Annotated in this window: 17 protein-coding genes; 5 read left to right on the top strand and 12 right to left on the bottom strand. The window is 67.7% G+C overall.

Annotation, left to right across the window (positions count from 1 at the left end; all coding sequences use genetic code 11):
- The 6 genes from IRT45_RS12455 to IRT45_RS12430 all read right to left on the bottom strand — a co-directional run bounded on the left by IRT45_RS12455 (position 1) and on the right by IRT45_RS12430 (position 13158).
- Positions 1 to 3372, bottom strand: a complete 3372-nt coding sequence (locus IRT45_RS12455; RefSeq protein ID WP_194805999.1) for an arabinosyltransferase domain-containing protein — start codon at positions 3370 to 3372, stop codon at positions 1 to 3.
- 50 nt (positions 3373 to 3422) lie between these two features.
- On the bottom strand, positions 3423 to 6674 hold the full coding sequence (locus IRT45_RS12450) for an arabinosyltransferase domain-containing protein (RefSeq protein WP_194805998.1): 3252 nt from the start codon (positions 6672 to 6674) through the stop codon (positions 3423 to 3425).
- A gap of 84 nt (positions 6675 to 6758) precedes the next feature.
- Positions 6759 to 8609, bottom strand: a complete 1851-nt coding sequence (locus tag IRT45_RS12445; RefSeq protein ID WP_194805997.1) for a DUF6541 family protein — start codon at positions 8607 to 8609, stop codon at positions 6759 to 6761.
- 170 nt (positions 8610 to 8779) lie between these two features.
- A complete protein-coding gene (locus tag IRT45_RS12440) occupies positions 8780 to 10744 on the bottom strand; it encodes a galactan 5-O-arabinofuranosyltransferase (protein WP_309240915.1) in 1965 nt (654 codons plus the stop codon).
- 165 nt (positions 10745 to 10909) lie between these two features.
- A complete protein-coding gene (locus tag IRT45_RS12435) occupies positions 10910 to 11671 on the bottom strand; it encodes a decaprenylphospho-beta-D-erythro-pentofuranosid-2-ulose 2-reductase (RefSeq protein ID WP_030516814.1) in 762 nt (253 codons plus the stop codon).
- Entirely contained in the window at positions 11668 to 13158 is a 1491-nt protein-coding gene (locus tag IRT45_RS12430; RefSeq protein WP_375540090.1) for an FAD-binding protein, read from the bottom strand. The genes IRT45_RS12435 and IRT45_RS12430 overlap by 4 nt, the downstream gene beginning before the upstream one ends.
- 167 nt (positions 13159 to 13325) lie before the next feature.
- On the opposite strand from IRT45_RS12430, the gene IRT45_RS12425 reads away from it, so the two are divergent.
- Complete coding sequence (locus IRT45_RS12425; protein ID WP_194805995.1) at positions 13326 to 13808, top strand: GtrA family protein; 483 nt, start codon at positions 13326 to 13328, stop codon at positions 13806 to 13808.
- Here IRT45_RS12425 and IRT45_RS12420 read toward each other — a convergent pair.
- From IRT45_RS12420 to IRT45_RS12410, 3 genes are all read right to left on the bottom strand, one after another.
- The gene (locus IRT45_RS12420) at positions 13795 to 14412 is read right to left on the bottom strand and encodes a pyridoxamine 5'-phosphate oxidase family protein (RefSeq protein WP_194805994.1); all 618 of its coding nucleotides are present in this window, start codon (positions 14410 to 14412) and stop codon (positions 13795 to 13797) included. The genes IRT45_RS12425 and IRT45_RS12420 overlap by 14 nt on opposite strands.
- A 162-nt stretch (positions 14413 to 14574) precedes the next feature.
- Positions 14575 to 16788 carry a molybdopterin-dependent oxidoreductase gene (locus IRT45_RS12415; RefSeq protein WP_194805993.1) on the bottom strand — a complete coding sequence of 738 codons (2214 nt, stop codon included), beginning with the start codon at positions 16786 to 16788 and terminating at the stop codon, positions 14575 to 14577.
- Between the two features lie 110 nt (positions 16789 to 16898).
- Positions 16899 to 17381 carry a hypothetical protein gene (locus IRT45_RS12410; RefSeq protein ID WP_036497109.1) on the bottom strand — a complete coding sequence of 161 codons (483 nt, stop codon included), beginning with the start codon at positions 17379 to 17381 and terminating at the stop codon, positions 16899 to 16901.
- Between the two features lie 368 nt (positions 17382 to 17749).
- On the opposite strand from IRT45_RS12410, the gene IRT45_RS12405 reads away from it, so the two are divergent.
- Positions 17750 to 18427, top strand: coding sequence for a DUF4282 domain-containing protein (locus tag IRT45_RS12405; RefSeq protein WP_194805992.1), 678 nt, complete (start codon positions 17750 to 17752; stop codon positions 18425 to 18427).
- A gap of 123 nt (positions 18428 to 18550) precedes the next feature.
- Positions 18551 to 19423 (top strand): helix-turn-helix transcriptional regulator, encoded by an 873-nt coding sequence (locus IRT45_RS12400; RefSeq protein ID WP_194805991.1) that lies wholly within the window; start codon positions 18551 to 18553, stop codon positions 19421 to 19423.
- A gap of 25 nt (positions 19424 to 19448) precedes the next feature.
- Here IRT45_RS12400 and IRT45_RS12395 read toward each other — a convergent pair whose 3' ends face one another.
- On the bottom strand, positions 19449 to 19835 hold the full coding sequence (locus IRT45_RS12395; RefSeq protein WP_309240914.1) for a MarR family transcriptional regulator: 387 nt from the start codon (positions 19833 to 19835) through the stop codon (positions 19449 to 19451).
- Positions 19836 to 20038: 203 nt separating this feature from the next.
- Here IRT45_RS12395 and IRT45_RS12390 point away from each other — a divergent pair, with 203 nt between their 5' ends.
- Positions 20039 to 21505: an MFS transporter gene (locus IRT45_RS12390; RefSeq protein WP_194805989.1), complete on the top strand. Its 1467-nt coding sequence runs from the start codon at positions 20039 to 20041 to the stop codon at positions 21503 to 21505.
- Positions 21506 to 21594: 89 nt separating this feature from the next.
- Here IRT45_RS12390 and IRT45_RS12385 read toward each other — a convergent pair whose 3' ends face one another.
- A complete protein-coding gene (locus IRT45_RS12385; protein ID WP_036497043.1) occupies positions 21595 to 22152 on the bottom strand; it encodes a dTDP-4-dehydrorhamnose 3,5-epimerase family protein in 558 nt (185 codons plus the stop codon).
- 1 nt (position 22153) lies between these two features.
- The gene (rfbA, locus tag IRT45_RS12380) at positions 22154 to 23044 is read right to left on the bottom strand and encodes a glucose-1-phosphate thymidylyltransferase RfbA (protein WP_194805988.1); all 891 of its coding nucleotides are present in this window, start codon (positions 23042 to 23044) and stop codon (positions 22154 to 22156) included.
- Between the two features lie 228 nt (positions 23045 to 23272).
- On the opposite strand from rfbA, the gene IRT45_RS12375 reads away from it, so the two are divergent.
- Positions 23273 to 24304, top strand: coding sequence for an alpha/beta hydrolase (locus tag IRT45_RS12375; RefSeq protein ID WP_194805987.1), 1032 nt, complete (start codon positions 23273 to 23275; stop codon positions 24302 to 24304).
- Positions 24305 to 24326 lie beyond the last annotated feature (22 nt).

Raw genomic sequence — 24326 nt, 5'->3', positions numbered from 1 at the left:
TCAGAACACGCGCAGCTGCCCCGGACTCCAGAATCCGGAGCGCGTCGCGGTACCGGTGTCGATCTTCGCCGGGGTGGCGTCGGTGTAGTACCGGTTGTAGCGCTCCAGGGTGCCCCAGTCCCGAGCCCAGTTGTCCTTCAGGTAGGTCGGGATCGTGGTGGACCCCGCCAGCATCTGGGTGAAGCCGAGCGGGCCGCCGAATTCCTCGGCCTGCCAGGTATCGGTCGAGCTCACCGCGAGCGGTCGGTCGGGCAGGATGCGATAGTTCGGCATGGTCGCCACGCCGTAGCGGTGCGGGAAGGGGTTCTGGCACGGGAACTGCAGGCCCACCGCCCAGTCCTCGAGCACCGGCTGTTCGGATCCGAGGAAGCTGTTCAGCGTGACCATCTTCGGCACCCGCGGCGGTGTGAACGCCAGCCACTGGTCACCGATCAGCACATTGCGATTGGCCGAGATCCGCACCGCGTCGGCGTCCGCGGCGATCTCCGACAGCGGAACGCGCAGGTTGCGCCACGACGGCGCCGGGCCGATATCGCGCGGGACGTAGCTGCCCTCGAACTTCACCGAACCGTCGGGCTGGCGCTTGCCGTACTCCAGCTTCAGGTCCTGGCCGTACTGCAACGCACCGGTTTGATCGAAGGACAGGATGCGACCGGCCGCAGAGATGACCACCAGCGGGGAATCCGCCGACCGAGCGGGCAGTTCGTACCAGCTCGAGGTCAGATGCGCGGGTTGCTGCAGGCCCTGCTGATAGCTGCCCATCACCGGCGTCGTCTTCGGGTCGAGGCCGAAGGGCAGTGCGACGGTCGAGCCGTTGACACCGGCTTCCTTGGTGGTGCCGCCGCCGGTGCCCGCGTTCTGGCCCTCGGCGAAGTTCGCGCCCACCGACTGGTTGGAGGTGTTGCCGGTGCCCGGCTTCACCTCCACCGCATCGGCTTTCAGATCGGTCGGCACGCCGTTGGGATCGAAGCCGGTCGGGTCGGCACCGGCCAGCGGATCGTTGTCCTTGGGCGGATGCGCGGGATCGATGATCGGATTCAACCGGCCCTGGTTCGAATTCGACTCGACCAGAACGTCGTCGGCGATTCCGCAGCGGTTGCCGTCGACCGCGTCGACGTTGCCGCGGGCCAGCGAGTAGGCCGGGTACTGGGTCACCGCGCCCTTGGCCAGCGACAGCACCTCGAACAACACCATCGCCGCGGCGACCAACGTCAGCGGAATGGCCGCGAACCGGCGAATACGCTTGCCGCGCGAGGATTTCGAACTCTCCGGCGGTTTGGCGTAGCCCTCGCGCAGTGCCTGCCAGGCGACCACCGCGAGCGCGAGCCCGAACAGCACCAGCATCATGGTGTTGGACTGGAATCCGTGCAGCGACACCGTCTTGTCGAACCACGGCACGCCGTAGCTCGAGACGTACCAGTAGCCGTTGGTGCCGGAGAACGACAGCGCCAGCGCGAAGAGCAAGGCGGCCAGGAAGATCGAGCGGTTCTTGCGCGACCGCAGCGCCGTCGCCGACACCGCGACGGCGGTCACCGCCGCGAGCGCGCCCGCGATGCCCGCGTACGCACCGAAGTGGTGGGTCCACTTGGTCGGGTTGAACATCATGAAGAAGATGGTTCCGCAGACCACCCCGATCAATCGCCAGGTCGGACCGCTCGAGATGCCCGGAATCTGCTTGCGCCGCAACAACACCAGGGCGGTGGTGATCAGGCACAGAATCATCACGATGAACGCGAACCGGCGCGAGACCGAACCGTCGACGGTCTGGACGAACAGGTAGTAGTAGCGCAGGTAGTCCTCGTACCAGGCCAGGTTCGGGCCGGTGAGGCGCCGTACCCGGTTGGCCTCCTGGATACCGGCGAAGGTCTGGTCGCTGTAGACGACGGTGAGCACCAGGAACCCGGCCGCCGCGATCGGCGCCAGCAACGGTAGTGAGGAGACGAACCCCGAAGCGCGCCAGCCACTTCCGGCACGTGCCTGCAGATCACGCTTGCGACGCACCACGATTCGCACCAGCGGGCGGATACCGGCGAGCAGCGCGGCCACACACATCAGGCCGGTCGGCGCCGCGGCGAGGGTGAACGCCGCGACCAATACCGCGCCGGCGGCGGGCAACAGGCGTCCGGTGGCGATCGCCCGTTCGATGGACACCCAGGTCAGCAGCGCGCCCAGCGCCACGATCGGCTCGGAACGCAGGCCGTTGTCGTAGGGCAGCCAGAAGGCGAGGAACACCAGCCCGCCGGTCCACAGCGCGACCTTCGAGGTGCGCACGCTGCGGCCCAGGCGCGGCACCACCTCGCGGCTGATCACCATCCAGCACAGAATTCCGCACAACAGCGCGGGGATACGCACCCACGGGCTGGCCGTGGAGATCTGCGCGAAGATCTGGATGACGTCGTAGTACCAGCCGAACGGCGCCTCCGGCACGCCGTACCAGCGGAAGTAGTTGGCCAGATAACCGGCGTGCGGCGCGACGCGCACCATGGTGAGGATGTAGCCGTCGTCGGAGGTGTTGGCGCCGATGAAGTGCCACACCAGCAGGATGCCGAGGACCGCGCCGTCGGCCCAGGTCGGCTTCAGCCAGTGCGCCGGGAAGAAGCGGCGGTGACCGCGGCCGTCGCTGGTGTCCAGGCGACCGAGCGCGACCAGCGCGATGAGTGTGCACAGCACCGCGGCGAGCATCGCGACCAGTTTGATCACGGTCGGCGACGACGAGAAGCGGGAATCGACGGTCATGTGGAACGACAGCCCGGCCGGCGCCGCACCCTTCAGATCCGAGAACACGCCGACCACCTGCGGCCGCAGATCACCCTGCAGGGCGCCGTCCACCGGCACGGTCACCGTTTCGGTGCCACCGCCGGCGGCGGGTCGCTCGACCTGTGTGGTCAGACCCTCGAAGTGGGCATAGGTGCGGTCGATATCGGAGGTGATGGTGATCGCGGTGCAGCCGTCGAGTTCGGTGCGCTTCGCCGAGGCGACGATCGCATTGCGGTCCACCACATCGACCGAATCGCTGGTGACACGCACGAACATGCCCTCGAGCGCGGCCCGGTCGCCCTGCGGCGGCGCGGTGTTGAGCAGCATCCCGCCCTGCGGCAGCTGTGCCACCGTCGAACACGGGATGGAGGCCCGCAGATCCACCGGGACCTGCGACATCAGCGGCGCCTCGACATTGCCGATGGTCCCGCCCTGCGGCCAGTTCACCTCGGCGGTGGTCTGCTGGACCGGCAGAAACGGGGTGGCGAGCGCGAAGATCGCGCCGAGCAGACCGGCGATCACGGCGATCAGCCGGGCGGTGCGGAAATCGCGTGACGTCACCGGTGGTTCGGCGACCGTCGGTTTGGTCAAGACAGCTGTTGCGGCGTCGGGCACGGATGGTGATGTTATCTGCCCACACTGAGAGTGACGTTGTTCACGCCCCGCTATTTCACCTTGATGGGCGCATCCTTGGCCCAGCCCCAGCGCGTCTGCACCGTTACTCCGACGTCGGCCTGTCGCGCCTCCGGCACGTAGGGGGTGAATCGTTCCAGCGAACCCCAGTCCCGGCCCCAGTCGTCGTTCAGATAGGCGGGGATGGTCTGGGCCGACAGCAACAAACCTGTCCAGCCCAGTGGACCGCCGCCGATATCGTCCTGCCAGGCGTTGGAGGCGTCGGAGCCGACCCGGTCCGGCAGGATCCGCCACTTCGGCACCTCGGCCACGCCGTCCTTGTGGTCGAACGGACGCTGGCAGGGGAAGGCCAGGCCGACGTGCCAATCCTCGAGGACCGGATCGGTGTGTCCGACCACCGAATCGAGGGTGGCGAGCTTCGGCAGCCGGGGCGGTGTGACCGCCAGCCACTGCCGCGGCGTCAGGTCGTTGGCGACCGCCACGATCCGGACCGCGTTGGTGCCGTCCGGAATGCGGTCCAGCGGCACCCGCATATTCCGCCACGACGGCGCGCCGCCGATGTCCAGCGGTACGAACGAGCCCAGCGGCCGCACGGTGCCGTCGGCGGCGCGGTCGCCGAATTCGACGCGCAGATCCTGGCCGTAGGTGACCACGCCGTCGGCATTCACCGATTTGATCCGCCCGGCCGCGGTGACCACCAGAACCTTGCGAGCCGGATCCTGACGGGCGCCGGACAGATCCATCCGGTACCAGCCCGAGGTCAGATGCGCCTGCTGTTTGGTGCCGGTGGTGTAACTGCCCATCACCGGGGTGCGGGCCGGGTCCAGCCCGAACGGCAGGGCGACGGTGCTGCCGTTGACGCCCACTTGCTGGGTGGTACCGCCGCCGGTGCCCGCGGTGGTGGTGTGGGTGGTCTTGTTCGCGGAATCGGTGGTGACCGAATTCGCGCCGCCGGTGGTCGTCTCCTCGGCGTCGGCGGTCAGATCCTTGGCCACGCCGTTCGGGTCGAAACCCGTACTGTCGGCGCCGAGCGCGTCCGCCGCGGAACCGGAGTAGGGCTGCAGCAGGGAATCGGCGGTATCGGTTTCGGTCAGGACCGCATCGGCCAGGGAGCACGGATGTCCGCCCAGCGCACGGATATTCGACTTCGCGATGGAATAGGCGGGATATTGCGTGATGGCGCCCTTGCCGAGGGAGGCGACCTCGAACAGCACCATGGCCGCGGCCGCGATCGTCAGCGGTTGTACCGCCCACGTGTCGAACCGCCTGCGGCCGTCCGCCTTTCGATACGGCTCCCGGTAGTACTGATAGGCCGCCAGCAGCAGGCACAGCACCGCGAGTCCGAGGAACAGCGTCGAGAGTCCCTTACCCGCGATCAGCGGCGCCTTGTCGTACCACGGCACACCGTAACTGGAGACGTACCACCAGCCGTTGGATCCGGTGAACGTGATCGCCAGCAGGAAGAACACCGCCGCCGTGAACAGCGAGCGGTTGTAGCGGGCCCGAATTCCGTTGATACCCACCGCGACCGCGGTCAGCGCCGCGAGCGAACCGGCCAATCCGGCATAGACGCCGAAGTGGTGGGTCCACTTGGTCGGAGTGAACATCATCAGCAGCAGCGACATGAACACGATGCCGAGGATGCGGGCCGAGGGCCCCTTCGAGGTGCCGGGAATCCGGCCGTTCTTGCGCAACATGACCAGGACGCACACCAGCAGGCACAGCAGCATGCCGAGAATGCCGAACCGGCGGGCCAGTGAGCCGTCCGGCGCCAGCATCAGCAGCGAATCCCAGCGAGTCCGTTCGTCGAACCAGGCCACATTCGGTCCGATGATCTTGCGGACGCGGGTCGCCTCCATCACCGAGGCCAGGGTCTGATCGGCGAAAACCACCACCAGGACCAGCGCTCCGGCGGCCGCACCCGGCGCGAGCAAGGCGCCGTACCGCAGTATCGACGCGCCGGCCGAATCGCCGCCGCGGGCGCGGGAAATGATGTGCTGCAGCACCGGTCGCGAGCCGGCGACCAGAGCGGCGATGCAGATCAGACCGGTCGGCCCCGCGGCGAGCGAGAACGCGGCGATCAATACCGCGACCGCGGCGGGCAGCAGTCGCCGGGTCGCGATCGAGCGTTCGATCGAGCACCAGGTGAGCAGCGCGCCCAGGGCGATCAGCGGTTCCGGGCGCAGGCCGTTGTCGTAGGGCAGCCAGGCGACCAGGAACACCAGCCCCGCCGTCCACAGCGCGACGGTGTCACGGCGGACACGAGAACCCAAGCGCGGCAGCACTTCCCGGCTGATCACGAGCCAGCACAGCACACCGGCCAGCAGCGCCGGCAGCCGCATCCACCAGCCGGCGTCGCTGACCCGGGTCATCCAGGCCAGCACCTCGTACGGCCAGCCGAAGGGCGCCTCGGCGACTCCGAACCAGCGGTAGTAGTTGGCCATATAGCCCGAATGTTTCGACGCCCGGGCCATATTCAGGATGTAGCCGTCGTCGGAGGTATTGGCGCCGATCACATGCCAGACCACCAGCGTGCCCAGCACCACCACATCCGCGACGGTGACCCGCCACCAGTGCGCAGGCAGGAAGCGTCGCGGCCGTCGCCCGTCGGCGGTATCGATCAGATGCAGGCAGATCAGCGCGAGGACGGTGAAGACGACCGCGCCGATGATGGCGGCCAGTTTCAGCGCGCTCGGCGTCGACGAGAAGCGCGAGTCGATGGCGGCGTGCAGATGGGCGTCACCGAGTTGCTCACGAGTCAGATCGGTGAAGACGCCGACGATCTGGGGCCGCACATCGCCGCCGACGGTATTGGTGAACGGTGTGCCGTCCTGCCGGGTGACACCGGTGAATTCGGCCGTCGTGGCCTGCGCGGTGGAGGTGACGACGAACCGTGCGCAGCCACCCACCTCGGCCAGCGGCGCCGACAGCAGCGGAATATCGCGCAGCCGCACCGAGAGTGTGCGCCCACCCGGCTCGTCGGCGACCTTGGCGACCAGGCCCTTCGCGGAGGCATTGGGCGCGTCGGCGGGCACCGTGGACAAGACCGTGCCACTGGGGAGTTCGCGCAGCGCGCTGCACGGCAGCGACGCGTCGACGGTGAGCGGCACATACGACACCAGCGGCGCGTTCACCGGGACCGATTGCGGCTGCGGCCAATCCAGGCTCGCCCGATCCTCCCGCACCGGCAGCAGCGGTGTGAGCACCGCGAGGGCGACGGCGATCAATCCCGACAGGAGGGCGACCACGCGGATGCGGGGAAACGCCGGAGAGTCTGCGCGCACCCAGCGATGCTAAGCGACCGCAGCGACGGGCCCGGAGGCGGCAGCGAGCGTAACCGCGGAGGTCGCCATCGACCGCCGCGCGAATCAGCGCAGTCCGCGCACATCCCAGACGACGACACCGTCGACCACCTGCCCCGGTATACCGAGCAGCTGGTCGAGGGTCGCGCGGATCGCCCCGCCGTGTTCGGTCGGCGGCAGCACCACCACATCGGCGCGCCAGTAGGCGAGATCGGCCAGAGCTCGGGCCCGTGCCCGTGCATCGACCGGCTGGATTCGGTCCGTCTGCTGCGCCCGCATCAACAGCGTCGCGGTCGGCCGATCGTCGGGTCCGTAGCGGCCCTTCTTGTCGGCCGTCGGCCCGACGAAATAGCCGCCCGCCAGCGGGAAGTCGAAATGGGAATCGACCTGCCAGTTCAGTGGCTGGGCGTCGAGCCGGGTCGGGGGCGGCGCGATCACGACCGACCCGTCGCCGACGTAGCGGTCGACCGTGCCGTCGGTGAAGAAGCGCGGCGTCGGATCGCGATGGGTCACCGGCAGCACGGTCGGTATCAGCGGGACCAGCGCCAGCGCGACGGCGGTGAACCAGATCACCGGCCGCAGATCGTTCGTGCTGCTGCGCGCGTAGTCGAGGATGCGCTGCGTACCCAGCGCCAGGATCGCCGCGAGCGCCGGAATCGCCGCCATGGTGAAGCGGGTCTCCAGCACGGTGTTCAGCAGTGGCACCTGGTCGAGCCAGTGCCACGGCAGCGTGATCCCGGTATCGGACCTGCCGATCCGCAGCGAGACCCCCAGCGACAGGACGCTGTAGACCACGATCACCGTCGTGGCCGCGCGAATCACCCGATATTCGCGGTTGCGCGAGCGCCACAGCCAGACCGCGGTCACCGTGGTCAACACCAGCAGCGGCCAGCCGAAGAAGGCGTTCTCCTCGGTCGGATTGATCGCGGGGGTCTTACCCGGGGCGAAAACGCCGCCGAGCGATCGCGAGGGAAATTCGATCAGCGCTTCCAGGTCGTTGCCCATCGGCCCGTGATCGATGGAACGGTAGCTCTGCGGTCCGAAGAACTGCCACCACAGCGGAATCGCCGTAGCGGCCACCGTGATCACCGCGGCCAGCGCCAGGGTCGGCGCCACGGCACGCACCACCCGCAGCCCGGTGCGCGGCCGATGCAGGTAGTAGACGAGGACGAACAGGCCGAACCCGAGAGCGAAGATCAGCAGCGGTTCCTCGCCGAGCGCGATCTGGAGCGCGACCAGGACCGCGAGCACCACGGCCTCCCGCGCGCGCCGCGCCCGCGTCACCGGTTCGTCGCGCCCGGCCCGGCGCGCCATCCGGATCACCAGGACCGCGAGCACCGGCAGAATCGCCAGACCGACGAAATTGGGATGGGCGTTGGCGTGCGAGATCATCGCGGGTGCGAAGCCGCAGAACGCGCCGCCCAGCGCGGCGGCGAAACGGAATCGCACCAACTCCCGGGAGAACAGCCAGTACCAGGCGAAACCGGTTCCGGCCAGGCCCAGCGTCAGCACCAGGGCGAAGGTGACGGTCGGGCCGAACAGCACCGTCACCGGAGTCAACGGGATACCGACGCCGAACATGGCGGTATTGGCCATCATGTTCACGCCGTCGGGATAGTTCTGCAGATTCGTGCCCAGCGGATTGTGCAGATGGATCACCGCATGCGCGGTTTCGGCGAAGAACCACTCCCACATCGACTGGTCCTGGCCGCTCGCGACCAGATATCCGTGCGCGGTATCGCGCCACTGCCCGGACAGGACGTAGACGGCGGCGGCCAGGTAGACGGCCGCGACCACCAGATCCGGCCGGGAGGCGAGGACACGGTCGCGCAGGCGCGCGCCCCAGGAGGGTCTGCCCGCGAGTCCCGGCTCCGGGATGCGCAGCTCGGGCCCCTCGGACAGGACGGCCGCGCTCACCCCCGGACGCTGCTCGTTCGGAACCGCTGGCCCGCCCTGCACCACTGGTAAAACACTCCTTCGGCCGACAATCAGCCACCCACCGTACCCATCCGGAGCGGAGCAGCGCCGGATGAGCGATGGTTATCCACAGGAATGGGGAAATTCCACAGCGTTATCCACAGCGGGAGTCAGTGGCGTACGACCAGGGTGAACGGTCCGATATCGGTGATCCGGAAGTGTGGATCGGCGAAGAGGGTCCCCGGAAACTCGACCGTGTAGCGGCGCACGTTCGGATCGTTCGGATAGACGTCCTCGGCCAGGCGCAGGGTGTAGTTCTCGCCGCTGCGGCGGAACAGGAAGGCGTCCGGCGCGCGCCAGGGGGAGTGGTTCAGCGCCTCGATCAACTCGGCCGGTGATTTCAGTTCGCTCCAGCGCTTGATCTCGGCGGCCCGGGCCGGGAAATCGGCGAGCGGATTGGCGTAGTGCGATGTCAGCGCCTGAAAACCGAAATACGGATAGTAGGACAGGAAGCTGGTGTCGGCGGTGAGGACCACCGTCTCGTCACGCGGTCGCCCGGTCTGCTCGATGAGGGTCTGATCGATGCGCCCGTAGTACGACACCGCCGAGGGACTGCGCTTGTCCGCGCGCACCCCGTTGCCGTCGGTGTCGGTGTAGGCGGTGGTGATCTCGGCGTTCAGGATGCCGGGGATGCTCTGAGTGAACGCGAGCGCACCCAGGACAGCGACCACCCCGGTCGCCGCCCGGAACCGCCGCGGTTCGTCGACGGCCTGGTAGATCGCCCGTGCCCCCTCGACGAATCCGAACGCGCCCGCCGCGGCGAGCAGCACCTGCAGGATGGGTTCCAGCCGGAAGGCCAGACCGGTCGTACCGGCCGCCGTGACCAGCATGGAAGCCAGCGACCACAGGTAGATCGCGACCACCGAGATGCCCAGCGCCTGGGCTCGTCGCGAACTCGCCGCCCGCACCACCAGCCAGACGGTGCCGAGCAGGCAGAGCGCACCGAGCAGCGGTTCGGAGAAGTCGAACATCGGGAAGGCCAGCCGTGAACCGGACTCCGGCAGGTAGTGCAGGGCGGTATTGGATTCCGGCAGGTGCCCGGTCAGCACCTTCGCCAGATACGGGCCCCAGACGATCAGGGCCAGGATCGCGGCGATCACGCCCATGACGAGCAGGCGCAGCAGAATCGGCCACAGCAGGCGGAAGACGCCCAGCCGCGGAGCACGCGGCTGATGCACCGCGATCTCGCGCTGCTGCCACCACAGGGTCGCCCACGCGACCAGGCCCATCAGGACCACGGTGAAGACGGCGACCACGAAGAACAGCGTGTAGAACATCGCCGAGAGTCCGAGGAACGCGCCCGCGCCGATCGCCGCGCCCCAGCCGCCCGCGGTGCGCGGTGCGCCGGCCGACCTCGTCGCCGCCCCGAACTCGGCGGGCCGGTACAGCGCACCCCACGCCAGCACCATCGCTGGTGCGAACAGGATCACCAGCACGGCGCTGTAGGCCTCGGGGGAGGCGAACGCCACCATCACCGCGGTGGTCGTCGCCGCGACCGCGACCGCCCAATCCCAGCGAATCAGCTTGGACCACAACACGAGTGCCAGCACCGAGGCCACCGCCAGCGACACGATCGCATACGGTTTGAACGTCTCCCACCCGGCCAGGCCGAGCAGGTTCGCGACACGTCCACCGATCCAGAACCACCCGGCCGGGTAGTACGCCGGAATGTCGGCGTAGGTCATATCGTGCAGCGCGGCGGTATCGGTGAGTCGCGTCAGATATTCGGTGCGGAATTCCTGATCCACCGAAATGCCGAACAGATACAGCTTGGTCGCCGCGAGCGGCATTCCCAGCGTCACCGTGACGAAGGCGGAAATACCCGCCCAGGACAGCACTTTCGCCACCCACGGCCACCGGTGCAACCGGATCAGCACGATGGCGAGCACCAGTAGCACCGCCGCCCCCGCCTGCCCGACGGTGGTCAGCGCCCGAGTCACATTGGAGGAGTTGAACGCCGGCCACTGCACCGCCGACATCGCCGTCAGCCCGATCGCCGCCACCAGCGCGGCGACCACCGCCCCGACGACAGCCTCCCCGAGCCCGCCCCCGACCTGCCGGACTAGTACGCGCACAGTGCCTCCGGATCCTCTCTCGCCGCCGATCTGCTCGCGAGCCTACAAGCCGGGTGGAACCGGTTCGCGTCGGCGCGAAGCTCGGCGGCAGCCCTCGGAAAACGACGAAGGAGAGCCGGCGCTCGGTAGCGGCGACTCTCCTTCGCGGCTCGAAACCGAGCCGAACTAGATGGGAAGTCTGCGGAAGATCGGGCGCGGAACGTGGCGCAGGATCATCATGACCCAGCGGAACGTGCCGGGCGCCCAGACCAGTTCCTTACCCTTCTCGGACGCCGAAACCGCAAGCACCGCAACGTCTTCCTTGTTCACCGTGAGCGGTGCCTCGGCGACGTGCGCGGAGAACTGCGTGCGCACCTGGCCCGGCCGCACGACGGTGACGCGCGGGCCGTGCGGCCGCAGCGCCTCACCCAGTCCGAGGTAGAAACCGTCCAGACCGGCCTTGGTGGAGCCGTAGACGAAGTTGGCGCGCTTGACGCGCTCACCGGCCACCGAGGACATCACGATGATCCGCCCGAAACCCTGGGCCTTCATCTTCTCGCCGACCAGCACGCCGACCGACACGCCCGCGGTGTAGTTGACCTCGGCGACGCGCACGGCCTTGAGCTGGTTCTGCCACAGCTCTTCGGCGTCACCGTCGAGGGCGAAGGCGACGATCGCGACATCGATATCGCCGTCGGCCCAGGCCTGTTCGATCACCTTGGGGTGGCTGCCGGTGTCCAGCGCGTCGAAGTCGACGATCTCGACCTTCGACGCGCCCGCGGCCTCCAGCTGAGCCACCGACTGCGCTCGCAGCGGATCGTTCGGCAGCGCCGCGAGCACCACCCGCGCCGGGCCCTTCTTCAGGTACTCCTCGACGATCGCGAGGCCGATCTCCGAGGTACCGCCCAAAAGCAGAATGTTCTGCGGGTTACCTACCGCGTTGATCACTGCAGCTCCAGCCTTCTCGCCATATCGGACATGAAAACGCCTGTGGGATCGACACTTCGGCGGACCTTGATCCACTCGTCGATCTTGGGATACATCTTGTGGAAGGTCTCCGCGGTGGTCCGGGAGTCCTTCGCGGTGTAGAGACGACCGCCGAATTCCAGTACGCGACGGTCCAATTCGGTGACCAGCTCGTTGAGGCCCGGCCGCACGGGGAAGTCGACGCAGATGTTCCAGCCCTCCATGGGGAAGCTCAGCGGCGCCTGGTTGCCCGGACCGAAGAACTTCAGCACATTGAGCGCCGAATAGTGACCGGACCGCTGGATGTCGACGATGATCTTGGTGAATTCGTCCAGCGCCTCGGGCGGCAACACGAACTGGTACTGGATGAATCCGGCCGATCCGTAGGCTCGATTCCACTCCGAGACGACGTCCAGCATGTGATAGAACTGCGTCAAGTTCATGATCTTGCCGGTGTAGTTGCCGCCGAGCGCGTAGTACGCCTCGCCGACCATGCCGAGCGTGAGCTTGTTCGCCGCGAAACTCGGGAAGACGTTCGGCACCGTCAGCAGATTCGGCGCGTCGAACTTCAGCGGGTTGCCGCGCAGTTTCTTCGGCAGTTCGTCCAGTTTGGCCAGACGACCGCGAGATACGTTGGCGCGCCCCAGTTTCGGCGGTGCGCTGATCACGTCGAACCAGGTCGAGGAGTACGTGTAGTTCTCCTCGGAACCGTCCTTGTGTACGGCGATGGTCTCGTCCAGCGTGGTGGTCTTGATACCGTCGGCGATGAAGTAGGCCGTCTCGGTCGGCGTCATCTCGATCGTGGCACGCAAGATGATGCCGGTCAGGCCGTTGCCGCCGACGGTCGCCCAGAACAGCTTGGCGTTCTTCTTGGGGCCGATGTGCTGAATCTTGCCGTCGGCGGTCAGCAGATCGATCGAACGCACGTGGTTGCCGAAGCTGCCCGCGCTGTGGTGGTTCTTGCCGTGGATATCGGAGGCGATGGCGCCACCGACGGTCACCTGACGGGTGCCCGGCAGGACCGGAACCCACAGGCCGAAGGGGAGCGCGGCCTTCATCAGCTGATCGAGGCTGACGCCGGCATCCACATCGACGAGGTGGCTGTCGCGGTCGATCCGGTGGATGTTGTTCAGCGCGGACATGTCGATGACGAGGCCGCCACCGTTCTGCGCATGGTCACCGTAGGACCGGCCGAGCCCGCGCGCGATCACCCCGCGCCGCAGGTACGCCGGCTTGGACTCGTTGTCCTCCGCGACCATGGCCACGGCCTTGGCGATCAGTTCCGGATCGCCGGTCGAGAGAACTTCGGAGGTGGAGGGCGCGGTACGGCCCCAACCGGTCAGTCGACGGGTGCGCGTCGGCAGCGAAAAGCTGTCGGCGGAGCCGTTGCTGCTTGCCTGTGACGCCTCGCCGTCGCCCGCGGAGTTCGCAGGACCCGCGGCGGTGGAGGTCTGAGCTTTCGTGGACATCGGCATAGAGGCTACAGGTATGACCGGGATAGGGGTCGGGTGTCGCGGGTCCGCGGCCCGCTCGAGGCGGATTTCACAGCGGCGACCGGGGCGGGAGTGCCACTGTCGCGGCCGCGTGGGAGTGCCGCTGTCGCCGCGGGGCCGGAACGACCCGCTACTCTCGTGCCGTGAGTGCGGAACCCCATCTCCCTCTTCCGGCCGAGTTACCCCTGGTAGACGAGCCAGGCGGTACGGATGTCGATCTGAAGACGCAGATCGTCCGGTTCGTCCTCACCGGTGGATTGTCGGCGGTGGTCGACTTCGGGCTGTACGTACTGCTCATGGCCCTGTTCGGCGTCCCGCGCGATTTCGCCAAGGCCTGCAGTTTCATCGTCGGCACCACCACGGCGTATCTGATCAACCGGCGCTGGACGTTCAAGGCGCCGCCGAGCCGCAGCCGCTTCGTGGCGGTGGTGGTCCTCTACGCGGTGACCTTCGCGGCGCAGGTGGGGATCAACGCCCTGCTCAACGACACCCTCCCGCCGATGTCGGTGGATATCGCCGGCCATTCGGTGAAGGGCGCGGTGCTCATCGCCTTCGTCATCGCGCAGGGCGTGGCCACCGTGATCAACTTCGTCGTGCAGCGTGCGGTGATCTTCAAGATCCGCTGAGGGCTCGCGCCTGGGCCTTGGCGCCGAAGTAGTCCCCACCCTTGGCCCGCGGACTGTCGGTCCCCCATTCCCGCTCCTCGCGGGCGGCCGGCACCAGATGCGGGATGTGCTTACGGCAGTGGATATAGGCCTCCTCGACATCCACGACCACCCACCGCTCGGCGATCCGCCCGCGTTCGGCCGCGGGCAGGCCGGGCACGCGGACCCGCAATGCCTGATCGTCGACGATGCGTGCCGAGCCGTTGATGTGCAGTCCGACCAGGTCGTGCACGAAGTCGATCATCAGGATGCCGACGTGCGGGTTCTCCAGGATGTTGCCGAGTGAGGCCATCACCCCGTTGCCCCGGTATTCCGGATAGGCGACCGTGCGGTCGTCGATGACGTGCACGAATCCGGGTTTGCCGGCTCGGAAGCTGGTATCGCATTCACCGTGCCGGTCGGCGGTGGCGATGAAGGCCATATCCATCCGGCCCACGAAGTCGCGCATGCGGGTGTTGAGTCCGTTCAGCACCTGTTCGTCGTAGAAACGCCCCGCACGCTCCTCGGTACCGAAACGCTGTTGCAGTTCCCGCTCCCCGTCACTGCCGCCTGTGAAACCGGACATGCCACACCCCTCCGGGTAGCTGAGATCCGCACGTGGATGGTTCGGCGCTGAACCTGGAATACGCCGAAATCCTATAGGAACGAACGTGTTTCGGATGGCGAATCGGCAATGCCGAAAGTGGTTTGCCCCAGGGATGCCGACCGATTCGGACGTATCGGAGAATCACACCGGCGTAATGGTCACCGGAACTCCGTTGAACACCGCATTTCCGGATACGGCGTCGATGCGCGAATCATCGGTCAGGGCATTGGCATTCACGCCGGCGTGCTCGCGCGCGACGGTCTGGGTACTGCCCGAATGTCCCCAGCCGTGCGGCAGGCTCACCACACCGGGCATGATCCGGTCGTTCGGTTCCACCGGCACGGTCAGCTTTCCGGCCGCCGACTCGATCGCGGCCAGCTCGCCCAGCCCGAGGCGCGCCACGTCGTCGGGATGAATATGCAGTGTGCAGGTATTCGAGCCACCGACCAGGGCCGGCACATTGTGCATCCAACTGTTGTTCGACCGCAGTTGCCGCCGGCCGATCAACACCACATCCGGTCGGGCAGCCGACATGTCGGCCAGCAGCCGCGTCGTGTCGTCGAGCAGCTGCTGCGGCGCCAGCTCCACCTTGTGTGAGGCCGTGCGCAGCACGCCGGGCAGCCGCGGTTGCAGCGCGCCCAGGTCGACGCCGTGCGGATTGTCCAGCAGGACCTGCAGGTTCAATCCCTCCGGCGCGACGTCGACGGACCGGCGATCGGGATTCCATTCGCCGTACGGACCCAGGCGCAGCATCATGTCGATGCGCTGTTCGGTGCTGTTCGCGCCGATCAGCTCGCCGCGCCGCGCGCCGAGTCCGGCCTTGTGCAGGGTGCCGGCGATGATCAGCTCGTCCACCGCGGCGACGGAATCGGTTCCCGGCTCCGGCTGCTGCCCCGCCAGGGAAAGTGCCAGGCGGGCAAGTATTTCCGGTTCCGAGGGCCGGTCGCCGGGCAGGGCGACCACCGGCGGGGAATAGCGGGCGTAGTTGTGCACCGCGAACTGCAGCAGCGCGAAATCGTAGTGGGGCGCCTGCAGTGTGCGCGGCGGCGGCAGGATCACATCGGCATGACGGGTGGTCTCGTTGAGGTAGCGATCCACACTGACCATGAAGTCCAGTCCGGCCAGCGCTTCGCCGAGCCGGGCGCCCGCGGGAGCCGAGAGCACCGGATTGCCGGCCACCGTCACCAGCATCCGGACCTGTCCCTCGCCGGGGGTGAGAATTTCGTCGGCCAGCGTCGCGACGGGGAATTCGCCCATGGCTTCGGGCAATTCGCGCACCCGGCTGGCCCAGCGCCCGAGCCGGAACGGCCGCGTCCGCACGATGCCCAGGGCGGCGGCGGTGGCGAACATCGCGCCGCCCGGCCGGTCCAGATTGCCGGTGAGCACGTTGATCACGTCCACCAGCCACTGCGTGAGGGTGCCGAATTCGGCGGTGCAGGTGCCGATGCGCGCATAGACCGCGGCCGTCGGCGCCGCCGCCAGCTCCCGCGCCAGCCGCCCGACGGTCTCGGCCGCGATGCCGGTGCGTGCCTGCACCGCCTCGGGAGTGAACGGGACTGCGGCCGAACGGATCTGCTCGAGGCCCGCCACCTCGACGCGGATATCGACCAGGTCCTCGGCGAACAGTGTGTGCACGATGCCGAACAGCAGATACGCATCGCTGCCGGGGCGGATGAACAGATGCTCGTCGGCGAGGTCCGCGGTGCGGGTGCGCCGCGGATCGACCACGACCAGGCGCCCGCCGCGCTTGCGCAGTGCCTTCAACCGGCCCGGATAGTCCGGTGCGGTGCACAGCGAGCCGTTGGATTCGAGCGGGTTGGCGCCGAGCATCAGCAGATAGTCGGTGCGGTCCAGATCGGGCACGGCGACCGTGAGCGGATCGCCGAACATGAGCCCGCTCGACACCTGCTTCGGCATCTGATCGGCAGTACTGGCCGAGTACAGATTGCGCGTGCTCAACCCCCGGATCAGCGCCGGCACGTACAGCGCGCCGGCGACGGTGTGCGCATTCGGATTGCCCAGATACAGCGCGGCGGCCTGGCGGCCGTATTCGTCGAGGACGGCCGGGGCCCGCTCGGCGATCAGATCGAAGGCCTCGGCCCAGGTGGCCTGCCGCCAGGTGTCGGTGGCGCGATCCCGGATGATCGGTTCGGCCAGCCGATCGGGGTCGGCGTCCAGTGCCCCGAGGCTCGCGCCCTTCGGGCAGATGAAGCCCCGGCTGAACGGGTCCTCGCGGTCGCCGCGCACACGCGTCACCCGGTCCTGAGCGTCCAGGGTGATCTCGAGTCCGCAGACGGCCTCGCACAGCGGGCAGGTGCGGTAGGTGGTCCGGGCTTCAGCGGTGACGCGCGACATGGATCCATCATCGTCGGCGGTCGGTCGTCGCGCCGCGATTCATCCGAAATGCACGAAAACAGCGAAACCGCGAGAACGCTGTCGTTCTCGCGGTTTCGCGGATGGTCGATTCAGCTGGCGATCCGAGCGACCTGCGGCTTGCGGCCGGAGTTCGCCGAACGCACGGCCGCGGCGATCGCGACGACCGGCGGCAGCCAGCGGGCCTCGGTCGGCGCTACACCCCAGCAGGCCTCGCCGGCCGAGAGCTGGGTGGGCGGCAACGGGATGCCCGCACCGTCGGTGTAGACGATCGCGCCGGCCGCGCGCAGCGCCTCGAGCGCCATCGCGGCCTTGGCGAGTCCGGTCACCAGGTGGATCTCGCGGCGCTCGGCGCCCGGGATCTCGATCACCGGTCCGGACAGGTTGTTGGCCCGCAGGAATCGGCGCACGTTCGCGGCCAGTTCGCCGGCGACCTCGATACCCGACACATTCGCATCGGTGATCAGGCAGATGCCGTTGGCCGTTTCAGCGACCGTCCACCCGCGCTGGATGTAGTCCTGCGCGGTAGCGGCCAACGTCGCCGCGTGGACGGAAGTCGGAAACGCTGTACGCACTGTGTTCTCCATTCCCCGGGTAGATCTGGGTCCTGCGTCGGTGTTCATGGGACGTATCGGGCCGCGCTACCGGCGGTGTTACAACTTGGTGGAAATTTCTTTCGTGATGGTCGGATACGACACACGGGCGGGCGGTCATCGCCGGTGGCTATGAACCTTTCGGACCGCCGTCCCCCGCTGTTGTGAACTGCTACGACTACCACCTTTGTGCGCGTCGCTGTGAATCGAATGCGTTGCCGCTGTTGATTCCCTGGCAGCTCACTGGGAAGAAATGGGGAGAAAGTGTGATGTGAGTCGCATGTGACCGATGGGATTCGACCCCACCCGGAGATTGCTCGCTTCCGCTGTCCCGGGAGAGGATTCGAATCATGAGCGACGACCCGCAGCGGCCCAGGAATCGGGACTCCGAGACCGCGGCCGCGCGCGATTCCGCTGCGGGCCCACGGGATAGGGACGAGACACCCGAATCGACCGGACGCGACGGAGTCGACGACCGCTCCGGCGAAGACGAAACGGGCGACGCGGACTACGCCGTGGAGTCCCGCTGGCTCGCGTGGAAGGACTCCGCCCGACGCCGCTGGTCGCCGGATGAGACCGCGGAGGACGAGCGGCCCGAACCGTTCCGGAGTCCCGGCGCCTTCCGGGCCTGGTGTGGTGCGGCCGCCCGCGCGCTGCTGGATGTGCAGTTCCGCACATCGGCCACCCGCACGCTGCTTCCCCTGGCCTATCTCCTGGGACTGGCCTTCGCGATCGGCATCCCGCTGGTGCTGGTCGTGGTGCTGTGGCAGGTGTCCGCACTGCTGGGGGTGATCTTCGCGATCGTGGTGGCGATACCCCTCGGCCTGACCATCGCGGCGTCGGTGCGATTGGTGCTGGAATTCCTGGTCAACGCCTCGCGGCTGGCGATCCGGGTGGAGCACATCAACACCCTCGCCGACGATCTCTTCCGTGCGCTGTCCGATGTCGCCGAGCCGGTGAACCAACTCTCGGAAGATGTTCGCGCCGTGCAATTCTGGCGCTTCCGCAAGCGTCCGCCGCGCAGGTAGAAGCGTCTGCGCCGCACGGTCGATCGGCGTGGCTGTCGGGGGCTGTTCTGTTGTGCGACAATCCGTTCGGGGGTGTCCGGAGCGAGTTCCGATGCCCGCGAAGGTTTCTGCCGAGGGGGGAAAATGGCTTCACCGCAGGGGATCACCGGTTCGACCATGCCGCGGCGGCAATTGGGCCGCCGGCTGCGTGACCTGCGTAATCGCGCGCGGATGACGACCCGGGTGGCCGCCCGCCGGCTGGAATGGTCGGAGGCCAAGATCTGGCGGATCGAGACCGGCCAGACCTCCCTGCGCAGCCTCGACGTGGAAGCCATGTGCAAGATCTACGGCGCTCCCGAGGCGGAGCTGGAACCCCTCACCGCGCTCGCCCGCGAAACCAAGGCCCGGGGGTGGTGGGCTCCGTACGGTGATGTGATCGCCGAGGGTTTCGACGTGTACATCGGCCTGGAAGAGGCCGCGACCCACATCTCCACCTTCGAGACCGAATTCGTGCCGGGCCTGCTGCAGACCGAGGACTACACCCGCGCACTGCTGACCGCGGCCCGGCCGGATCTGAGCCCGGCCGAGGTCGAGCGCCGGATCGAGGTGCGCAGGCAGCGGCAGCGTCTGCTCACCCGCACCCCGGATCCGGTGCGGTTGGTGGCGATCATCGCCGAATCGCTGCTGTGGCGGCGGATCGGTGATCCGGCCGTGATCGCGGGACAACTGGATCATCTGCGCCGGATGTGCGAGTGCCCGAATATCGACATTCGCCTGGTGCCCAACGATTCCGGCTACCACGAGGGTCTCGATTCCGGACGATTCGTCCTGCTGGAATTCGGCGAAGCCGGCGCGGAAACCACCGAGCCGCCGGTGGTGTACGTCGAAAATTTCGCCGGTTCCACCTATTTCGACAAAAATTCCGATATCGACCGGTATCGGGGCGCATTCGCGAATATTCGCGCCGCCTCGGTGGACGGGCGAGCGGTCCTGGACGAGGCCATCGCCGCTGCGTGACGCCCTGATCAACAGCAGGCCGGATTCAGTGCAGGGTGCGTTCCAGGACGTCGCGGTGCGTCGGGACGGCGGCGGTGTGGACCGCGCGGCCCTTGTCGGTGAGGCAGACGTAGATCGCGCGGCGATCCTCGGTGCACAGGGTGCGGTCGACCAGTCCGTCGCGTTCCAGTCGTGCCACCGTACGGGACAGTGCGCTCTGGCTCAGGTGGATGTCGTGCGCCAGATCGCTCATCCGGTAGCTGTCGCACGAGGCGTCGACCAGACGGTCCAGTGTCTCGAACTCACTGAGGCCGATGTGGTGTTCACGCTGTAGATCCTTCTCCAGCGCACAGGACACCGCGGCATGGCGAGCGAGTAGATCGCGCCATTCGCCGACCAAGCCGCCCGGCCCGTCGTTCCGGACGGTCGGCACAGGGCAACCGGTGTCGGTATCACTCGGCGCTACGGACGGCAGACCTGCGGATAACGCCGTGTCCGGTGTTACCGCGTCCGTCGAATGCGCCGGAAACGCTGTCGACGCCTTTGTCATGTCGTCATCCTAGTGCGTGGGCCGGTTTCATGCAACCACATTAAATGCTTGTGCATTAGATGCGCACGCATGTAATGTTCCGCGACATGACTTCCACAGCAACACTTCCGGCCGCCTCGGTGGCCGACACTCGGTGGCCGATCCGGCTCTGGGGCATGCTCATCACGCTGTGCATCGTGCTGTTCCTGGACGGCCTCGACGTCTCGATGGTCGGCGTCGCGCTGCCGTCCATCGGCACCGAACTCCATCTCGAAACCTCGACCCTGCAGTGGCTGGTCAGCGGATACGTCCTCGGCTACGGCGGTCTGCTGCTGCTCGGCGGCCGCACCGCCGATCTGCTGGGGCGGCGCAAGGTCTTCCTCATCGCACTGGCCGTCTTCGCGGTCGCCTCACTGGCGGGCGGGCTGGTCAGCTCCGGGCCGCTGCTGATCGCGACCCGCTTCGTCAAGGGTCTGGCGGCCGCCTTCACCGCGCCGACCGGGCTGTCGATCATCACCACGAACTTCGCCGAGGGGCCCGCGCGCAACAAGGCGCTGTCCATCTACACCGTCTTCGGTGCCGGCGGCTACTCCATGGGCCTGGTCTTCGGCGGCCTGATGACCGGTTTCGGCTGGCGCTGGACCTTCCTGCTGCCGGTGCCGATCGCGCTGGCCGCCCTGGTCTCCGCGGCCATCCTGGTGCCGAAGGACAAGGGCGACACCGCCGAGGGCGGACACGATCTGCTGGGTGCGCTGTTCTCCACCGCCGCCATGTTGCTGCTCGTCTACACCGTGGTGTCCGCACCGCAGGCCGGCTGGGCCTCGGCCCGCACCGCGGGCTCGTTCGCGGCCGTGCTCGTCCTGTTCGCCGCGTTCGTCGCGGTGGAGAAGCGGGTGCGGCATCCGCTGATCCGGCTGGGCATTCTCCGCAAGGCCACGCTGGTGCGGGCCAGTCTGGTGATCGTCGCGGTGGCGGGTTCCTACTTCAGCTGGCAGTTCATCGTCACCCTGTACCTGCAGGACAGCCTGGGCTGGTCGCCGCTGACCCTGGCGATGGCGCTGCTGCCGGTGGGTGTGCTGGTGGCGCTGTCGTCGGTGTTCTCCGACAAGCTGGTGGACCGCTTCGGCACCGGCCCGATCATCGCGGTCACCACCACCGTCATGGCGATCGGCTACCTGCTGTTCCTGCGAATCGACACCGCACCGTCCTACGTCGCGGTGATCCTGCCCGCGGTGCTGCTGATCGGTATCGGATGGATCGGCTTCCCGGCCATCAACATTCAGGCCACCAACGGCATCGAGGACGAGGAACAGGGCCTGGCGGCCGGTGTGCTGCAGACCTCGATGCAGGTCGGCGCGGCGATCGTCCTCGCCATCACCACCGCGCTGATTTCCTCGGGCCCGCACGGCGATTCACCGCAGGCGGTACTCGACAGCTACCGTCCCGGCCTGATCTTCGCGGGTATCGCGGCGATCATCGGCGCCCTCATCGCCTTCACCCACTTCCTGCCCACTCGAAGGAAGCAGCAGGAGGTCGAGGACACCGAACAGACACCGGAACTCGCGGCGGCCTGAGCTCCTCCCGAAACGCCACGCCCGGCTGCTCCCTTCGAGCCGGGCGTGGCGTTCGGGCAATCCGGGGCGGTGGAACCCGGCCGCGACTCTCAGCGAAGTTCGCGCAGGCGCGGAGCGGCCGCATCCTTCGGCGAGCGGATGAAGGTCAGCGGACTGCCGTCGGAACCGGCCGTGGGCCAGTCGATTCCGAGATCCGGATCGAAAGCGTCGAGGTCCCGGTCGAATTCGGGGGAGTATTCGAGCGAGCAGAGATAGGTGACGGTGGAATCGTCGGCCAGCGACAGCAGGGCGTGACCGAGCCCTTCGGAGACGAAGACCGAGCGGCGCGTGACGTCGTCGATCACCACGCTGTCCCAGCGGCCGAAGGTGGGGGAGTCGCGGCGCAGATCCACCACGACATCCAGGAAGGCGCCGCGCATACAGGTGACGTATTTCGCCTGGCCGGGCGGATTCTCGGTGTAGTGGATGCCACGCAGGACACCGGCCGCCGAGGTGGAGGTGTTCATCTGCAGCAGGTCCAGGGGCCGTCCGGTCGCCTTCTCGAATTCCGAGGCCTTGAACGTCTCGGCGAAGACGCCGCGCTCGTCGCCGCGCAGCTCCGGTGTGAACTCCCACGCACCGGGGACCGCCAGTTCTCGAATCCGCATGTCAACCGTCCTGTCCGTAGCGATCGTCGCGCCCGCGATTCAGCAGGTCCAGCAGGTAGGTCCCGTATCCGGAGCGCACCAGCGGCTCGGCCAGCCGGCACAGCTGTTCGTCGTCGATGAAGCCCATCCGCCAGGCCACCTCCTCGGGCACGCCGATCTTGAGGCCCTGTCGCTCCTCGATGGTGCGCACGTAGTTGGCGGCGTCCAGCAGCGAATCGAAGGTTCCGGTATCGAGCCAGGCGGTGCCGCGCGCCAGGGTTTCGACCTGCAGCCGCCCCTGTTCCAGATAGGTGCGATTGATATCGGTGATCTCGTATTCGCCGCGCGCGGACGGCCGCAGTCCCCGGGCGATCTCGACGACGTCGTTGTCGTAGAAGTACAGACCGGGAATGGCGTAGTTGGACCGCGGGAGTTTCGGCTTCTCCTCGATGGAAACGGCTCTACCCCGGTCGAATTCGATCACGCCGTAGGCCGAGGGATCGGATACCCGATAGGCGAAGACCGCGCCGCCGTCGAGGCGGTCGAAGCGCCGCAACCGGGTGCCGAGACCAGGGCCGTGAAAAATGTTGTCGCCGAGCACCAGCGCCGCGCATTCGCCGCCGATGTGGTCGGCGCCGAGCACGAAGGCCCGGGCCAGGCCGTCGGGTTCGGGCTGCACCACGTAGTCGATCGCCACACCGAACTGGGTGCCGTCGCCGAGCAGCCGGCGGAAGGCCCCGGCATCCTCCGGGGTGGTGATCACCAGGATGTCGCGAATGCCCGCCAGCATCAGCGTGGAGAGCGGGTAGTAGACCATCGGCTTGTCGTACACCGGGACCAGTTGCTTGCTGACCCCGCGCGTGATCGGGTGCAGCCGGGTCCCGGTGCCCCCGGCCAGAATGATTCCGCGCATGTCACGCAAGTCTGCCAGCTCTCGCCCGCTGGGGCTCGATGAGGTTCCGAGTAGACCGCGAAATGGTCACGATGGTTTCGCCGGACCCTGGTCGGGCGATCAGTATTGCGTAGGTCACACATCCGTGGTGTTCTGAAACATCAGTGTGTGAGATGTCAGCGCCGACACCTCAGCTGCCGAATCTGCCGGTAGCCGGTCACTCGGCGCCGAGTGGCAGGTAGGTGCGCGATGACGGCGATTCCCATCGGCGAGGCCGAATACGGGCCGGGGTTCGAACCCGGTGTTGTCGTGGATCCGGTGGTGGTGAACCCGGACCGTGCGAGTCTGCATTCGCAAGCGGTGCTGCTGACCTGCCGGGGCGTGGTGGGCCCCGTCATCCGGCGCTATCCGATCACTCCGATGACCATGCCCGTGGCACGGGTTCTGATCGACCGGCTGGCGGCGCTGCGGCCGCAGGTGCGCGGGGTGGAACGCGAACAGGTGCGGATGAGCGGCTTCCGGATGGAGATCATCCGCCCGGCGGGCGCGCGGCGATCCCTGCGCGACGGCGCTGTGATGTACATGCACGGCGGCGGCTTCTTCCTGTGTGGACTGGACTCGCACCGGCCGGTGGCGGCCAGCCTGGCGCGGCGTACGGGGCTGCCGGTGGTGAACGTGGACTATCGGCAATTGCCCGGGACGAATATCGCCGGATCGGTCGAGGACTGCCTCACGGCCTATCGCTGGTTGCTGCGGCACGGCGCCGATCCGGCGCGCATCGTCTTCGCCGGCGATTCGGCGGGCGGTTTCCTCACCTTCGCCACGGCGCTGCGGGCGGCGCAGGCCGGACTGCCCGGCCCTGCCGGCCTGGTCGGCCTGTCGCCACTGCTGGATCTCGATTACCGGCTCAAGGGCGAGTACATGAACGTCGGCCGCGATGCCTACATCCCGATGGCGGCGGTGCGGCAGATGGTGCGTTACGGGGCCGAGGCGGAGCGGCCGCTGGATCCGGCGCTGTCACCGGTCAACGGATCGCTCACGGGCCTGCCACCGGCGCTGCTGATCGTCGGTGAGGACGAATTGCTGCGCGGCGACAGCGAATTGATGGCCCGCCGGCTCACCGCGGCCGGTGTGCCGAATTCGCTGGAGCTGTGGCGCGGGCAGGTCCACGCCTTCATGAGCATCCTGCCGAATATGCCGGAGAGCCGCGCCGCGCTGGCCCGGGTGGCGCGATTCGTGCGGGCGCGGATCGAGCCGGAAGAGGCCGCGCAGACCGCGTGAGGAGGCGAAACGACAGTGCCCC

Origin of the sequence: Nocardia sp. BSTN01 (assembly GCF_015354405.1) — a bacterium.
Classification (GTDB): Bacteria; Actinomycetota; Actinomycetes; order Mycobacteriales; family Mycobacteriaceae; genus Nocardia.
The sequence above is the reverse complement of the archived record's forward strand: the minus strand, read 5'-3'. Positions and strand labels throughout refer to the sequence as shown.

What these genes read in the sequence shown, in the direction of transcription:
- IRT45_RS12415 (WP_194805993.1), bottom strand. Translation starts at nt 16,788, where the DNA reads ATGTCGCGCGTCACCGCTGAAGCCCGGACCACCTACCGCACCTGCCCG.
- IRT45_RS12385 (WP_036497043.1), bottom strand. Translation starts at nt 22,152, where the DNA reads ATGCGGATTCGAGAACTGGCGGTCCCCGGTGCGTGGGAGTTCACACCG.
- IRT45_RS12430 (WP_375540090.1), bottom strand. Translation starts at nt 13,158, where the DNA reads ATGTCCACGAAAGCTCAGACCTCCACCGCCGCGGGTCCTGCGAACTCC.
- IRT45_RS12375 (WP_194805987.1), top strand. Translation starts at nt 23,273, where the DNA reads ATGACGGCGATTCCCATCGGCGAGGCCGAATACGGGCCGGGGTTCGAA.
- IRT45_RS12400 (WP_194805991.1), top strand. Translation starts at nt 18,551, where the DNA reads ATGGCTTCACCGCAGGGGATCACCGGTTCGACCATGCCGCGGCGGCAA.
- IRT45_RS12405 (WP_194805992.1), top strand. Translation starts at nt 17,750, where the DNA reads ATGAGCGACGACCCGCAGCGGCCCAGGAATCGGGACTCCGAGACCGCG.
- IRT45_RS12390 (WP_194805989.1), top strand. Translation starts at nt 20,039, where the DNA reads ATGACTTCCACAGCAACACTTCCGGCCGCCTCGGTGGCCGACACTCGG.
- IRT45_RS12420 (WP_194805994.1), bottom strand. Translation starts at nt 14,412, where the DNA reads ATGTCCGGTTTCACAGGCGGCAGTGACGGGGAGCGGGAACTGCAACAG.
- rfbA (WP_194805988.1), bottom strand. Translation starts at nt 23,044, where the DNA reads ATGCGCGGAATCATTCTGGCCGGGGGCACCGGGACCCGGCTGCACCCG.